Source organism: Gordonia sp. PS3, from assembly GCF_041950545.1.
Classification (GTDB): Bacteria; Actinomycetota; Actinomycetes; order Mycobacteriales; family Mycobacteriaceae; genus Gordonia; species Gordonia sihwensis.
This window is the reverse complement of record NZ_CP169524.1, coordinates 2,168,602-2,183,598: the sequence shown is the minus strand read 5'-3', so window position 1 is coordinate 2,183,598 and position 14,997 is coordinate 2,168,602. Positions and strand designations below refer to the sequence as shown.

Here is a 14,997-nt window from a genome sequence, read left to right as displayed (position 1 = left end):
AATGGATGTACATATGACTGAACTGACCAAAGAATCTGCATTGGACGAATCCGCCGACGACCGGTCCGCCGAGGAGGTCCCGGGGCTCTCGGAGCGTGGACGCCCGGGCGAACCCACGGTGGGCGAACTCCAGCTCGACGAGCGTGCCTCGCTGCAACGCGTCGTCGGCCTGTCGACCGAACTCGAGGACGTCACCGAGGTCGAGTACCGCCGCCTCCGGCTGGAGCAGGTCGTCCTCGTGGGCGTCTGGACCACGGGGAGCGTCGCCGCGGCCCGCGCCAGCATGGCCGAACTCGCCGCGCTCGCCGAGACTGCCGGATCGCAGGTGCTCGACGCCCTGATCCAGCGCCGTGGCAAACCTGATCCGGCCACCTATCTCGGCTCCGGCAAGGCCGAGGAACTCCGCGAAGTGGTGGTCGCCAGCGGAGCCGACACCGTGATCTGCGACGGTGAGCTGACTCCCGCCCAGCTGACGGCGCTGGAGAAGGTCGTCAAGGTGAAGGTGATCGACCGCACCGCGCTCATCCTCGACATCTTCGCCCAGCACGCCACCTCGCGTGAGGGCAAGGCGCAGGTGGCGCTGGCGCAGATGGAGTACATGCTTCCCCGGCTGCGCGGCTGGGGCGAGTCGATGTCGCGCCAGGCAGGTGGCCGCGCCGGCAGCAACGGCGGCGTGGGCCTGCGTGGCCCCGGTGAGACGAAGATCGAAACCGACCGCAGGCGGATCCGCGAGCGAATGGCCAAGCTGCGCAAGGAGATTCGCGGGATGAAGACGGCTCGGACGGTGAAGCGCGCGGCGCGCCGCCGGGGCGGTGTACCGGCCCTGACGGTGGTCGGCTACACCAATGCCGGCAAGTCGAGCCTGGTGAACGCGATGACCGGCTCGGGAGTCCTCGTGCAGGACGCACTGTTCGCGACGCTCGATCCGACCACCCGCCGCGCGCAGCTCGCCGACGGGCACGAGGTGGTCTTCACCGACACCGTCGGCTTCGTCCGGCATCTGCCCACCCAGCTGGTCGAGGCGTTCCGGTCGACACTGGAGGAGGCCGTCGACGCCGATCTGCTCGTCCACGTGGTGGACGGGTCAGACCCGTTCCCGGCCAACCAGATCTCGGCCGTCCGCCAGGTGTTGGGGGAGGTGCTCGCCGAAGAGGACCGCCCCGCGCCGCCGGAGATGCTGGTCGTCAACAAGATCGACGCCGTCGACGGCGTGACCATGACGGCGCTGCGGGCCGAGTATCCGGATGCGCAGTTCGTCTCGGCCCGGACCGGTGAGGGGCTCGACGGGCTCTTCGCCGCGATCACCGACTTCCTGCAGCGAGACGATGTGGACGCCGTCCTGCAGGTGCCGTTCGCCCGCGGAGAGGTGATCTCCCGGCTCCACCAGCACGCGCACGTGCTCGACACGGAGCACAACGCCGAAGGCACCCGCCTGCATGTGCGGATGCCTTCTGCGCTCGCGGCCGAGTACAGCGATCTGACCGTCGCCTGACGGTCTCGCCCGGCTACTCGGCGTCGAGATCCTTGGCGACCAGTGCCGCGATCTGATCGACCGCGGCCTGGTCGTCGCTTTCGACGGTGACCGAGGCGCCCTTCTCCGCGCCGAGGGTCATGATCATCAGCGCGCTGCCCGCGTCGACCGGATCACCGCCGGCGGCGAGCGTCACCGGGACGCCGAGAGCGGTGGCCGCGTCGGCGATGATGGCGGCGGGACGAGCGTGCAGACCGACGGCCGATCCGACGGTGACGGTGGTGCTGGGCATGGACGTGCCTTTCTTTCGGTGTGACGGCCCGAGCTGCGTGCTCGGGCCCGGGTGTTTCAGGCGGCCTCGGCGGGGATCGGCGTGCGCTCCCGGCTGGGCTGGTACTGCTTGGCGGCGAGGACGGCGACGGCGGAGACGATCACGCCCGCCACGATAGCGATCAGGAACTTCCACCACGTGCCGTTCATCGCGAAGAGGACGAACACGCCCCCGTGGGGTGCCCGGCACTGGACGCTCAACGCCATCGACAGCGCTCCGGTGACCGCACCGCCCAGCATCATGGACGGGATCACGCGGAACGGATCGGCGGCGGCGAACGGGATCGCGCCCTCGGAGATGAACGACGCGCCCAGCAGCCAGGCGGCCTTGCCGTTCTCGCGCTCCGGTTCGGTGAACGTCGACGGTCGGAGGGTGGTCGCCAGCGCCATCGCCAGCGGCGGAACCATGCCTGCGGCCATCACCGCGGCCATGATCTCCCACTGTGCGACGCCCGCGCCGGCGAGTCCGAGGCCGGCGACGCCGAAGGCGTACGCCGCCTTGTTGACCGGTCCGCCCAGATCGAAGCACATCATCAGGCCGATCACGATGCCGAGGATCACCTTGGAACTGCCGGACATCGAGTTGAGCCAGTCCTCGAGCGAGGTGTTGATCCACGACAGCGGACGGGCCAGCAGAGCGAACATGATGAAGCCGGTGACGAGCGTGCCCACCAGCGGAATGATGACGACCGGTTGCAGTCCGCGCGCCCACTGGGGCAGCGGCAGCCGGGAGAGCCAGAGGGCGACGACGCCGGCCAGCAGACCACCGACGAGACCGCCGATGAAGCCGGCGTTCACGGCGACGGCGATCAGACCCGCGGTGAATCCGGGAGCGAGACCGGGCCGGTCGGCGATCGCGTAGGCGATGTAGCCGGCCAGGACCGCCACCATGAGCCCGATCGCCAGATTGCCGATCGCGAAACTCACTCCGCCGAGATACTGCATGAGCCCGCCCGGCGGCAGATCCCAGAGACTGTAGTGCAGTGCGTAGTACAGTCCGTCCGAGGTGCCCTCCTGCACCGTCGAACTGCCGATCTCGTAGCCGGCCAGCAGGAAGCCGAGCGCCATCAGCAGACCGCCCGCGGCGACGAACGGGATCATGTAGCTGACACCGGTCAGCAGAGCCTGCTTGAGCTGACCTCCGATGCCCACACGGGAGGCCGCGGGCGCCTGCGCGCCGGCGTTCGCATCCCCGGCGACGGTGGCGGCCCGGGGATCTCGCGCCGTGCGGACCGCCTCGGCGATCATCGCATCGGGTTCGTTGATCGCGCGTTTGACGCCGGAGGCGACCACCGGCTTGCCGACGAACCGGTCGCGGCCCTTGACGCCCACATCCGTCGCGAAGACCACCACGTCCGCGGCGGCGATCACATCGGGGGCGAAGGGCGTCGAACCGGTCGACCCCTGGGTCTCCACCGCGAACTCCACGCCGGCGCGTTCGGCGGCGAGCTTGAGGGCGTCGGCGGCCATGTAGGTGTGCGCGATCCCGGTGGGGCACGCGGTGACGGCGACGATCCGAGTGGTCCCGGGCTCGGCCGCTGGGGATTCGGTGGTCGGGGTCTCAGTTGCCGGGGTCTCAGTTGCCGGGGTCGCTGCGGGGGTCGCTGCGGCCGGGGCAGGGGCCGGCTTGCCGTCGACGGCCTCGTTGACCAGATCGACGACGGCGGCGGCGTCGGGCGCCGCGCGCAGGGCGGCGACGAAGTCGGGCCGCACGAGGGCGCGCGCCAGCGAACTGAGCACCTTCATGTGCTCGCCGGCGGCTCCCTCCGGTGCCGCGATCAGGAAGACGATGTCGGCGGGCCCGTCCGGAGCACCGAATTCTGCCTTTCGCGTCAGGCGTGCCATGGCGAGGGTGGCGGTGGTGACGGAGGCGACGCGTGCGTGCGGGATCGCGATGCCTCCGGGAATCCCGGTCGCGGATTTGCGTTCGCGTGCCATAGCGGCCTCGGCGAGCTCGGCCGGGTCGGTGCAGCGGCCGGCGTTTGCGACCAGACCGGCGAGCGCGGCGATGACACTGTCCGCATCAGCGCCGGCGTCACCGTCGAGCAGGACCAGCTCCGGCGTGATGATCTGTTGGGACATGATGGCTCCCTCGGTGATTCTGGGGGTCGGGATTCTGGGGGTCGGGGATTCGGGGACTCGGAGATTCTGGGTGTCGGGGTTCTTCGCGGACGGATCAGGACAGCCGGGAGACGGACACACCCGCTTCGTCGAGCAGATCCGGAGTGGGCGGCGTGGTGCCCGGCAGTGCTGCGGCCGCCGAGCCGTGAGCGACGGCACTGCGCAGGAGCCCGGCCTCGTCGGCACCGCGCAGGTGCGCGATCAGATAACCGGCGAGTGAGGCGTCGCCCGCGCCGACGGTGCTGCGGACCGCGACAGCCGGCGCGGTGGCGAACCATATGCCGTCCGGGGTGGTCAGGAGAGCGCCGGCCGCGCCCAGCGTGGTCAGCACCGTCCCGCCGGTCCGGTCGGCGAGTGTTCGGGAGGCGGCCGCTGCGACGCTGGGATCACCCTGCGCCGCAGACCTCTCCATGCCGGCCGGATCGTCGCCGGTGAGTTCGGCGAGCTCATCGGAGTTCGGCTTCAGCAGTGCCGGACGGGCGGCGGCCACCGCGGCCAGGGGTGCACCGGACGTGTCGACGGCCACCCGACAGTGCAGCGACGCCGTCGCGGCGAGTACCTGCGCGTACCAGTCGTCGGGGAGGCCGGGCGGCAGCGAGCCGCACAGAGCGAGCCAGTCCGCTCCCTCGGCACGGGCCAGGATCGTGGTGCGCAGCGCGGCCGCGGCCTCGGCGGAGACGGCCGTTCCGGCGTCGTTGATCTTGGTGGTGGTGCCGTCCGGTTCGGCGACGGTCAGGTTGGTCCGGACCGTCCCGTCCGCCGACACCGCCTGGTGCGGAAGGGCCACGGCGCGCAGGCTGTCGATGAACGGGTCGTCGGCGCGGGCGGGCAGGACGGCCAGTGTGGGAAGGCCGGCGGCCCGCACCACCCGTGCGACGTTGATTCCCTTGCCGCCCGGTTGGTCGACGACGCGGGCCGCACGGTGCACCTCGCCCCTCCGGAGCGGTCCGGCGAGCTCGATCGTACGGTCGGTGCTCGGATTGGCGGTGACGGTGACGATCATGCGATCACCACCTCGATCTCGTGGGCGCGCAGTTCGTCGGCGAAGGCCGAGTCGATCCCGGCGTCGGTCACGAGGACATCGACGTCCTCCAGGGTTCCGAAGCTCATCAGTTCCTCCCGGTTGATCTTGGACGAGTCGGCGAGGACCACCGTCGTCGTGCAGGCCGCGATCATGGCGCGTTTGGTGGCGGCCTCGTCGGCGTCGGGTGTCGACAGACCGTGCTCGAGCGACAGACCGTTGGTGCCGAGGAAGCCGACCGACGCACGGATGCGCGAGAGTCGCTCGATCGCGTCGGCGCCGACGGAGGCACCGGTCTTGGGCCGGAGTCTGCCGCCGGTCAGCAGCACCCCGGAGCCGGGCAACTCCGCCACCACCTCGGCGATCTGCACGCTGTTGGTGACGCAGGTCAAGCGGGCGTCGGCGGGGATGGACAGAGCCAACTGCAGAGTGGTGGTCCCGGCGTCGATCACGATGGAACCGCCGTCGGCGGGCAGGAATGCCAGCGCAGCGGCACCGATGGCGCTCTTCTCGCCTCGGTGGGTCTCCTCCCGAACCACCAGATCAGGTTCGTCGACCACTGCGGCGACGTCGAGGCGTACGGCTCCGCCGTGGACGCGCACCAGATGGCCGCTGCGAGCGAGAATAGCCAGGTCGCGGCGCACGGTCTCGCCGGTCACGGAGAAGCGCGCGGCGAGATCGGCTACGGAGACGCGGCCGCGCAGGCGGACCTCGTTCGCGATCGCCGACTGGCGTTCCTCCGCGTACATCTGCTCTCCCGACTGTCCGATCTCATGCAACGATGGGGATCGTGCAAAGATGTGGATCTGTGTTGATTTGGTTGGTTACACATCTTTGTTTACATGGGTACGTGTTGACACGTCAAGGACTTTCTGTAATCTTTCTCACATGACCGAGGTGACTTCTCCCGTGCCTGCCGAGAACCCGTTCCGCGCCGACGTCATCGTCTCCGGTACTCCGGTGGTCGGTGGCCTCGCGTACGGACCGATCATCAGACCCGCACCGCGACCCGGCTTCGACGCCATCGACGACTCTCCCGTTCCGGAGGAGCTCCGCGACGCAGAGATGGAGCGTTTCACCGCCGCCGCCGGAGTGGTGGCCGACCGGCTGGCCGACCGGGCCTCCCACAGCACCGGCGTCGCGGCCGAGGTCCTGACTGCCACGGCCGGTCTCGCGCGCGATCGCGGGTGGGCGACGGCCGCGGGCAAGTCGATTGCGCAGGGCGTTCGAGCGCCGCTTGCCGCGATCGCGGCCACCGAGCAGTTCGTGGAGATGTTCACCAAGCTCGGCGGCCTCATGGCTGAACGGGTCACCGATCTGTTGGACGTCCGAGACCGCGTCGTCGCCGAACTCCTCGGGCTCTCGGAGCCGGGCATCCCCGTGCCGGACGTGCCGTCGATTCTGCTCGCCGACGACCTCGCGCCCGCCGACACCGCGGGTCTGGACCCGGCACGCGTCATCGGGCTGGGCATGCGGCTCGGCGGCCCCAGCAGCCACACGGCGATCATTGCTCGCCAACTCGGTATTCCGTGCGTGGTCGCCGCCGCTGAACTCGATGAGATCCCCTCCGGAGCCATGGGCTACGTGGACGGGGACGCGGGAACGGTGGGGGCCGCCCCGGACGCCGGACTCATCTCGGACGCCGTGACGGCCGCGGCGACGCGGGCGGCCGAGACGGCGGCCTGGCGCGGGCCGGGCCGCACGGCGGACGGGCACGCGGTCGCGATCCTGGCCAACGTGGCCGACGGCGTGTCCGCTCGGTCGGCGGCGCAGGCGCCGGTGGAGGGCGTCGGACTGTTCCGAACCGAACTGGCCTTCCTGGACCGCGCGGCCGAGCCCACCGTCGCCCAGCAGGTAGAGCTCTACCGGGAGGTGATCGACGCCTTTCCCGGGCGCAAGGTGGTGATCCGCACCCTCGACGCGGGCTCGGACAAGCCACTGAAGTTCGTCGCCCACTCCGACGAGCCGAATCCGGCGATGGGAGTCCGCGGCAACCGCATCGTGCAGACGTATCCGGACATCCGCAACAACCAGCTCGATGCGCTGGCGGAGGCGGCGCGCGACGACGGCCGTGCGACGCCGTGGGTGATGGCACCGATGATCGCCACGGTCGACGAGGCGCGCGAATTCGCCGCGCGGGTTCGGGAACGCGGTCTGGTGCCGGGGGTGATGATCGAGGTGCCGTCGGCGGCGATCCTCGCCGACGCGATCCTCGCCGAAGTGGACTTCGTCTCGATCGGCACCAACGACCTGACCCAGTACACGATGGCGGCGGACCGGATGTCGCCGGAGCTGGCGGCGCTCACCGACCCGTGGCAGCCGGCGGTACTCGCGCTGATACAGCGGGTCGGGGACGCCGGTCGGGACCAGGGCAAGCCCGTGGGCGTATGCGGCGAGGCGGCTGCCGATCCGTTGCTGGCATGTGTGCTGGTCGGGATGGGTGTGACGTCGTTGTCGTCCGCGCCTGCGGCGTCGGCCGCGGTGGGACTGAAGCTGGGTACCGTCACCATGGATCAGTGCCGCGATGCGGCGTCCGCCGCGATCGCCGCGACGAGTCCGTCACAGGCGCGCGAGGCGGTTCGCGCGGTTCTGGCCGGCGAGGTGTGATGTCCCGCTGAGGCCGGCCGGGCGCCTCAGATACGGCGCATCACCGTGACGACCTTGCCGAGGATGGCGGCGTCGTCGCCGGGGATGGGCTCGAAATGCTCGTTGTGCGGCATGAGCCAGACGTGACCGTCGGTGCGCTTGAAGGTCTTCACGGTGGCTTCGCCGTCGATCATCGCGGCGACGATGTCACCGTTCTCCGCCACGTTCTGCTGGCGCACGACCACCCAGTCGCCGTCGCAGATCGCCGCGTCGATCATCGATTCGCCGACCACGCGAAGCATGAACAGGGAACCGTCGCCGACCAGTTCGCGCGGCATCGGGAAGACCTCCTCCACGGCCTGTTCGGCGAGAATCGGTCCGCCGGCGGCGATCCGGCCGAGCACCGGAACGAAGGTCGGCGTGGGGAGTGACTCTCCGTCGGCCTCGGCACCGCCCGAGGGCGGTGTCCGCTGATCGTCCCGAACGTTCACCGCACGCGGACGGTGCGGATCGCGCTTGAGAAGGCCGCGGCGCTCGAGCGTGCGGAGCTGATGGGCCACCGACGACGTGGAGGTGAGTCCGACGGCCTCGCCGATCTCACGGATGCTCGGCGGGTAGCCGCGCTCGCGGACCGACTGACGGATGACCTCGAGCACCTCGCGCTGACGCTGGGTCAATGAGGCCTCGAGCGTCGCGGTGGAGAGCATCGGATCGGGCGTGTCGGTCACGGTCGGGCCTTTCGTCAGCTGTGTTCGATCGATGGTCCAAAGGCTAGTTGAGTAGGTCACAAAACTCAAACAATTGTTCGACGCGTGTCGGCGTTTGTCGGACCCCTCGTGTTAACTATCGAACAAGAGTTCTTCGAACACGCGATCGATTGGAGACGAGTCATGAGCACGAGGACGGCACCCGCCCCGACCGGACGCGCCACCGCTGTGCGCTCCACTGCTGTGCACTCCACCGCTGTGCACTCCACTGCTGTGCACTCAACCGCGTCGGCGATGACCTGCGACATCCCGGTGGTCCGTGGCTCGCTGGTCCGTGATCGGGGAGTACGCGGAGCGGGGCGAGGCGACTCGAGCGGAACGTGCTTCCCGACCGGCCGCCCCGAGCGGCGTCGCCCGGTCGCGGACCGGCGAGTGATGTTCGATGCGCCGCCGGCCGGCCGGACCGCGCTGTCGCCCTCGGTGTACCGCAGGCGCCGGTGGGCCGGGGCCGCGGTGGTCGGCGGCACCCTCGCCGGCATGGTGTGGCTGCTCGCCCTCGTCGGAGCGGGCTACCAGGATGCGGCGACGCCGGAGTCGCCGGCGGCGACGCACGTGGTGTACGTCCGGTCGGGGGAGTCGCTCACCGCGCTCGCTGAGCGGATCGCTCCGGAGTTGCCGTCCGCGGGCGTCATCGCCCAGCTGCGCGACCTGAACGGCCTCGAGACATCGGGACTGCATGTCGGACAAGCGCTTATCGCCCCGCAGTACGGCTGAGGCGGGCGGGTATTGTCATGGCATGCGCTGCCCGTTCTGCAAGAACGACGACACCCGTGTCGTCGACTCCCGAGTCGCCGACGACGGCCAGGTGATCCGTCGCCGCAGGTCGTGCAATGAATGCGGGCGGCGGTTCAGCACGGTCGAGACGGCTGTGCTGTCCGTGGTGAAGCGCAACGGCATCTCCGAGCCCTTCAGTCGCGAGAAGGTGATGCAGGGCGTGCGCCGCGCCTGCCAGGGCCGTCAGGTGGACGAGGACGCACTGGCGAAGCTTGCGGTGCAGGTGGAGGACACCGTGCGCTCGTCGGGTTCGGCCGAGATACCGAGCAATGAGGTCGGTCTCGCGATCCTCGGTCCGCTGCGCGACCTCGACGAGGTGGCCTATCTGCGGTTCGCCTCGGTCTACCGGTCGTTCGAGTCGGCCGACGACTTCCAGCGCGAGATCGATTCGCTGCGCCGCGACCGTCACTGACACTCACGGCACCGGCGCCACCGGTCCGAGCAGTCAGCTGAACTTGTCGATCGCCTTGATTATCCGCTGCTCGGAGACTGGACCGTTGGTGCCGAGCTGCTGAGCGAACAGGCTCACGCGGAGTTCCTCCAGGCGCCACTGCACCAACTCGTTCAGCGCCTCGTGGCGTGCGGCCGGAAGCTGGGCGAGGCGCCGATTCCAGACCGCCACCACCCTGTCGATGGCGCCCATCGCCTCGTTGTCCCGGCCGGCGGCGGTGTTGAGGGACTCGAGGCGCAGCCGCGCGGCGGTCAGATAGCGCGGCAGCGAGCGCAGATGCTCCAATGCCGTCGCGCCGACGAAGCCGTCGAAGATCAGATCGTTGACCTGATCGGAGACGTCGTCGGCGGCGAGAGTCCCGGACCGGGCGTCGACGGCCCGGCGCACCGGGGAGTATTCGGCGAGCGCCGCGACGGCGGCGTCGAAGTACTCGGGTGCGCGCGACCGGATCACCGGCCCCAGCCGCGCCGAGAGCGCGCCGAAGTCACCGGGACTGCGCAGGGCGGCCAACTCCGGCTCCCGTGCCAGGGTGTCGGTGACCGCCCGTGCCGTGCAGTCGGCCAGCAACGCGTCCACGTCCGGATACGGGCTCTGGCTCAGCGCGAGCTTGGCCGGCGGCGGCAGAGTCGACGCCAGCTTGCGGCTGGGCGGCGCGATCGCGAGTCGCAGGAGTTCTCCGGCGGCGGCGGCGATGCCGGCGTCGCGCTCGGTGGAGGTGGCGGCCTTCGCGATGCGTACGCCCTGTCCCGGCACGGTCGCGAGCGTGGGATAGCGGGTGATCGTCTGTCCCGCAACGGTCGCCGTCTCGGAGTCGGCGAGGGTGCCCAGACCGTCGGCGGTCCATTCGCGGTGCAGGGGCGCACGGCGGTCGCGGTCGGCGTCGGCAGACAGGTCGGTGCGAAGCGCGGCGAGCCGGTCGCCGCGCGCGATGATCGCGCCGTCTGTGCCGGTGACTGCGAAGTGCATCCGCAGATGCGGGGGGAGTGCCGACGGATTGAAATCGCGCGGAGCCAGGGTGACCCCGCTGATCGACGACAGCTCGCGAGCCAGGCCGGTGAGCAGTGGCTCGCTGCGCACCGAGAGTCGGCTGAGAGCGAGTTCGGCGTACCGGGACGCCGGGGACATGGACTTGCGCAGGCCCTTGGGCAACGACTTGATCAGCTGCGTCGCGAGTTCGGCGCGCATCCCGGGTACGAGCCAGTCGAATCCGGTGTCTCGCACATGTGCCAGGAGCGGCTCGGGGATGATCGCGGTCACGCCGTCATTGGGTGCGCCGGGCTCGAAGTGGTAGCGGAGCTCCAGGCGGGTCTCGCCCTGCTGCCAGGCGGCCGGATAGTCGGCGGCCGTGGGGACGTCGTCTCCGAGTAAGTCCTCGGGCCGGAGGTTGAGCAGCGCCGGATCGGTGCGGCCCGCCTTCTTCCACCACGAGTCGAAATGCCGTGTCGACACCACGGTGGACGGTATGCGCGCCGCGTAGAACTCGAAGAGCTCGTCGTCGGAGATGCGCAGGTCCCTACGCCGCGCGCGATGTTCGGTCTCGGACGCGTCGCGGAGCAACTCGGCGTTGTGGGCGAAGAACGCATGACGGTTACGCCAGCGTCCGGCGACCAGTGCCTCCTGGATGAAGATCTCGCGCGAGGTCTTCGGGTCGATCGACCCGTAGTTCACGCGGCGCTGTGCCACCAGGGGAACTCCGTACAGGCTGACCTTCTCGTACGCCATCACCGCGCCGCGGCGGGTGGACCAGTGCGGCTCGGAGTAGGTGCGCGTCACCAGGTCGCCGGCCAACTCCTCGACCCAGGCCGGATCGATCGAGGCCACGGTGTGTGCGAACAGGCGCGAGGTCTCGACGAGTTCGGCGGCCACGACGAAGGCGGGCGGTTTGTTCGCGAGGAAGGATCCGGGGAAGATCGCGAACTTCGTGCCTCGGGTGCCCAGATAGTCGCGTGAGTCGCCTTGCCGCGCACCGATGTTGGTCAGCAGGCCGGAGAGCACGCTGCGATGAACGGCTGCCGGGTCCACCTCGGTGTCCGGGATCTGCCACTTGAGGTCGCTGACGGTGCGCCGCAGCTGCCGGTGCAGATCGATCCATTCGCGGATCCGCAGGAAGTGCAGGAACTCTCGCTCGCACATCTTGCGGAACTGGCTGCTTGAGAGTTCCGCGCGCCTGGCCGTCAGATACTCCCAGAGCTTGAGGTGCCCGAGGAACTCCGACCCCGGCACCGCGTGCCGGCGATGGGCGGCGGTGGCGGCCTCCCGCTTGTCGCTGGGGAACTCCCGAACGTCGGGCAGGGCCAGCGCCGCAGTGATGACGAGCAGGTGATCGAGGCAGCCGTTGTCGTGTCCGGCAACCAGCATCCGGCCCAACCTCGGGTCGACGGGCAGCCGCGCGAGCTGCTTGCCGATCTTGGTCAGCCGCGCGGACGCGGAATCGGTGCCGGTGACCGCTCCCAGTTCGGACAGCTGTGCCATGCCGTCGCGGACCGCTCGCGGGTCGGGCGCCTGCACGAACGGGAAGTCGTTGATGTCGCCCAGCCGCAGCGACAGCATCGACAGGATGACGGCGGCGAGATTGCTCCGCAGGATCTCCGGGTCGGTGTACTCCGGACGAGCGTCGAAATCGTCTTCCGAGTACAGGCGGATGCAGATGCCCGGCGCCACCCGGCCGCAGCGACCCGCGCGCTGACGGGCGCTGGCCTGTGAGACCCGTTCCACGGGAAGACGAGTCACCTTGGTGCGGGTCGAATAGCGGGAGATGCGAGCCGTACCCGCATCGATCACGTACCGGATGCCGGGAACGGTCAATGACGTCTCGGCGACATTCGTGGCCAGCACGATCCGCCGACCGTTGGACGGGGCGAACACCCGTTGCTGCTCACCGACCGACAGCCGGGCGAACAGCGGAACGATCTCGGCCGCGCTGCGTCGGCGGAGGGCATCGGCCGTGTCCCGGATGTCGCGCTCGGTCGGCAGGAACACCAGGATGTCGCCCGGGGCGTGCGACCACAGCTCGCCGACCGCCGCGTCGATCGCCGCGATCTGATCGAGGTCGTCGTGGTCGGAGTCGTCGCTCTCGCGCGGCCGATACCGAATCTCGACCGGGTACGTCCGCCCCGAGACCTCCAAGATCGGCACCGTGTCCGCGGTGGTGGCGAAATGCCGGGCGAAGCGGTCGGGCTCGATGGTCGCCGAGGTGATGATGAGCTTGAGATCCGGTCTGGTCGGCAGCAACTGCTTGAGATAGCCGAGCAGGAAGTCGATGTTGAGGCTGCGCTCGTGCGCCTCGTCGATGATGATCGTGTCGTAACCGGACAGCCGCGGATCCCGGCCGATCTCGCGCAGCAGGATGCCGTCGGTCATCACCTTGATGCGGGTGTCCTTGCCGACCTTGTCGGAGAAGCGCACCTGATACCCGACGGTCCCGCCGATCTCGGTGCCCAACTCGTCGGCGATCCGCCGGGCCACCGACGTCGCCGCGATCCGCCGAGGCTGCGTATGACCGATCGAGGTGCGGCCGAGTTCGAGGCAGATCTTCGGCAACTGGGTCGTCTTGCCCGAACCGGTCTCGCCCGCGATCACGACCACCTGGTGTGCGGAGACGGCCTCGGCGATCTCGTCGCGGCAGGCGCTGACCGGGAGTTCCGGCGGATAGGAGATCGTCAGGGCGGACAGGTCCGGAGACGGGATCGCGGAAGGCATGATGACATTGATTCTACGGTGGGCCACAATGCGGTGATGACACCCGGAACAGAGTCCTCCGCACGCGTCGTCTCCGCCGAGCGGATCGTCGCCGCACCGCGCAGCCGGATCTTCGAGCTCATCGCGGACCCCGCCCGTCAGCCCGAGTGGGACGGCAACGACAACCTCACCGCGGCCGAGCGAGGCCGGCGGGTGCGCCGCGTCGGCGACGTCTTCACCATGCGGCTCACCAAACCCGGTGCGGTGCGCGAGAATCACGTCGTCGAGTTCGACGAGGGACGTCTCATCGCGTGGCTGCCGTCGGAGGTGGGGAAGAATCCGCCCGGCCATCTCTGGCGTTGGGAACTCTTCGAGCACGCCGACGGCACCCGTGTGGTGCACACGTACGACTGGACGGAACTGCACGACCCCAAGCGCGAAGCCCGCGCCAGGGCGACGACGAGCGAACGGCTGGCGTCGTCGATCGACCGTCTCGCCCGGCTCGCGGAGTCCGGCTGAGAGGGAAGCACAACCCGGGGTGAAGTGCGATATTCAAGGCATGGGTTCTCTCTGGCACGGCTTTGCAGACATGGGTGCGGTGACCGCGGACGGACCGTTCATCGTGACGCGCGGACGCGGGACGCGTGTCTACGACGACAGCGGCAGGGAATACATCGACGCCACCGCGGGTCTGTGGTTCGCCAACATCGGTCACGGTCGCACCGAGGTGGCCGACGCGGTGGCGCGGCAGCTGTCGACGCTCGCGCACTACTCGAACTTCGGCGACGTGGCGTCGGAGATCACCGTCGAACTCGCCGAGCGCATCGCCGCGATCGCGCCGGTACCGGGTTCGAAGGTGCTGTTCACCTCTGGCGGCAGTGATTCGGTCGAGTCGGCGGTCAAACTGGCGCGCCGGTACTGGGTCGAGCAGGGCGCGCCCGACAAGACGATCGTCGTCGGACGCAGCCGGGCGTATCACGGGATGCACGTCGCGGGCACTTCGCTCGCGGGCATAGACGCCAACGGCGAGGGCTACGGCGAGTTGATGTCCGACACCGAGACCGTCGCGTGGGATGACGCGAAGAGTCTCCTGGGGCTGGTCGAGCGGATCGGAGCCGATCGCATCGCGGCCTTCATCGCCGAGCCGATCCTGGGCGCGGGCGGAGTGTATCCGCCGCCGGAGGGCTACCTGCGCGAAGTCCGCGAGATCTGCCGCGACCACGACGTGCTGTTCATCGCCGACGAGGTGGTCACCGGGTTCGGCCGTATCGGGGCCCGGGAGTGGTTCGCCTCCTCCCGATTCGGTCTCGATCCCGACATGATGACCACGGCCAAGGGACTCACCAGCGGGTATGTGCCGATGGGCGCATTGGTGGTCGCGCCGCGGGTGGCGGCGCCGTTCTTCGCCGGCGGCACGTGGTGGCGCCACGGATACACCTACGGCGGCCACGCCGCAGCGGCAGCGGCCGCACTGGTGAACCTCGACATCATCGAGCGCGAGGGACTGCTCGAGACGGCGAGCCGTCTCGAGTCCGACCTCGCCGCGGCGTTCGCGCCGCTCGCGGAGCTGTCTCAGGTCGGCGAGGTCCGCACCGGTCTGGGAGCAGTGACGGCGGTACAGCTCGCCGACCCGTCGAAGGGAGCGGCCGCCGTGACGAAGCTGCGCGAGCACGGTGTCAGCGGCCGGGTGGCCGGTCAGGGCGCACTGCAGATCTCGCCGGCGTTCATCATGACCGCGGACGAGGTGGGGGAGCTCGCCGATCGGGTGGCGAAAGCCGTGCGGGAGCTGTAGCCACCG

12 protein-coding genes are annotated in these 14,997 nt (G+C 69.6%); 6 read left to right on the top strand and 6 right to left on the bottom strand.

Features of this window, described 5'->3' with window-relative positions; all coding sequences use genetic code 11:
• Positions 1-13: 13 nt before the first annotated feature.
• Positions 14-1,492 (top strand): GTPase HflX, encoded by a 1,479-nt coding sequence (gene hflX / locus ACE11G_RS10080; protein ID WP_045540414.1) that lies wholly within the window; start codon positions 14-16, stop codon positions 1,490-1,492.
• A 13-nt stretch (positions 1,493-1,505) separates the two neighbouring features.
• Here hflX and ACE11G_RS10075 read toward each other — a convergent pair whose 3' ends face one another.
• The 4 genes from ACE11G_RS10075 to ACE11G_RS10060 all read right to left on the bottom strand — a co-directional run bounded on the left by ACE11G_RS10075 (position 1,506) and on the right by ACE11G_RS10060 (position 5,692).
• Positions 1,506-1,763 carry an HPr family phosphocarrier protein gene (locus ACE11G_RS10075; RefSeq protein WP_006896274.1) on the bottom strand — a complete coding sequence of 86 codons (258 nt, stop codon included), beginning with the start codon at positions 1,761-1,763 and terminating at the stop codon, positions 1,506-1,508.
• A gap of 56 nt (positions 1,764-1,819) precedes the next feature.
• Positions 1,820-3,883, bottom strand: a complete 2,064-nt coding sequence (locus ACE11G_RS10070; protein WP_375002043.1) for a fructose-specific PTS transporter subunit EIIC — start codon at positions 3,881-3,883, stop codon at positions 1,820-1,822.
• A gap of 94 nt (positions 3,884-3,977) precedes the next feature.
• Positions 3,978-4,925, bottom strand: coding sequence for a 1-phosphofructokinase family hexose kinase (locus ACE11G_RS10065; protein WP_045540812.1), 948 nt, complete (start codon positions 4,923-4,925; stop codon positions 3,978-3,980).
• Positions 4,922-5,692: a DeoR/GlpR family DNA-binding transcription regulator gene (locus ACE11G_RS10060; protein WP_045540810.1), complete on the bottom strand. Its 771-nt coding sequence runs from the start codon at positions 5,690-5,692 to the stop codon at positions 4,922-4,924. Before ACE11G_RS10060 ends, ACE11G_RS10065 begins: the two co-directional genes overlap by 4 nt.
• 139 nt (positions 5,693-5,831) lie before the next feature.
• Here ACE11G_RS10060 and ACE11G_RS10055 point away from each other — a divergent pair, with 139 nt between their 5' ends.
• Positions 5,832-7,550 carry a putative PEP-binding protein gene (locus tag ACE11G_RS10055; protein ID WP_006896279.1) on the top strand — a complete coding sequence of 573 codons (1,719 nt, stop codon included), beginning with the start codon at positions 5,832-5,834 and terminating at the stop codon, positions 7,548-7,550.
• A gap of 26 nt (positions 7,551-7,576) precedes the next feature.
• On the opposite strand, the gene lexA is transcribed toward ACE11G_RS10055, so the two are convergent.
• Positions 7,577-8,236, bottom strand: a complete 660-nt coding sequence (gene lexA, locus ACE11G_RS10050) for a transcriptional repressor LexA (protein WP_231650344.1) — start codon at positions 8,234-8,236, stop codon at positions 7,577-7,579.
• Between the two features lie 273 nt (positions 8,237-8,509).
• Here lexA and ACE11G_RS10045 point away from each other — a divergent pair, with 273 nt between their 5' ends.
• Together ACE11G_RS10045 and nrdR are read left to right on the top strand one after the other, a co-directional pair.
• Positions 8,510-9,010: a LysM peptidoglycan-binding domain-containing protein gene (locus ACE11G_RS10045; protein ID WP_375002040.1), complete on the top strand. Its 501-nt coding sequence runs from the start codon at positions 8,510-8,512 to the stop codon at positions 9,008-9,010.
• Positions 9,011-9,032: 22 nt separating this feature from the next.
• The gene (gene nrdR, locus ACE11G_RS10040) at positions 9,033-9,482 is read left to right on the top strand and encodes a transcriptional regulator NrdR (protein ID WP_006896283.1); all 450 of its coding nucleotides are present in this window, start codon (positions 9,033-9,035) and stop codon (positions 9,480-9,482) included.
• A gap of 33 nt (positions 9,483-9,515) precedes the next feature.
• Here nrdR and hrpA read toward each other — a convergent pair whose 3' ends face one another.
• The gene (gene hrpA, locus ACE11G_RS10035; protein WP_375002037.1) at positions 9,516-13,220 is read right to left on the bottom strand and encodes an ATP-dependent RNA helicase HrpA; all 3,705 of its coding nucleotides are present in this window, start codon (positions 13,218-13,220) and stop codon (positions 9,516-9,518) included.
• A gap of 36 nt (positions 13,221-13,256) precedes the next feature.
• Here hrpA and ACE11G_RS10030 point away from each other — a divergent pair, with 36 nt between their 5' ends.
• On the top strand, positions 13,257-13,718 hold the full coding sequence (locus ACE11G_RS10030) for an SRPBCC family protein (protein ID WP_039867352.1): 462 nt from the start codon (positions 13,257-13,259) through the stop codon (positions 13,716-13,718).
• 40 nt (positions 13,719-13,758) lie between these two features.
• Entirely contained in the window at positions 13,759-14,991 is a 1,233-nt protein-coding gene (locus ACE11G_RS10025) for an aspartate aminotransferase family protein (RefSeq protein ID WP_006896286.1), read from the top strand.
• The last annotated feature ends 6 nt before the right edge of the window (positions 14,992-14,997 follow it).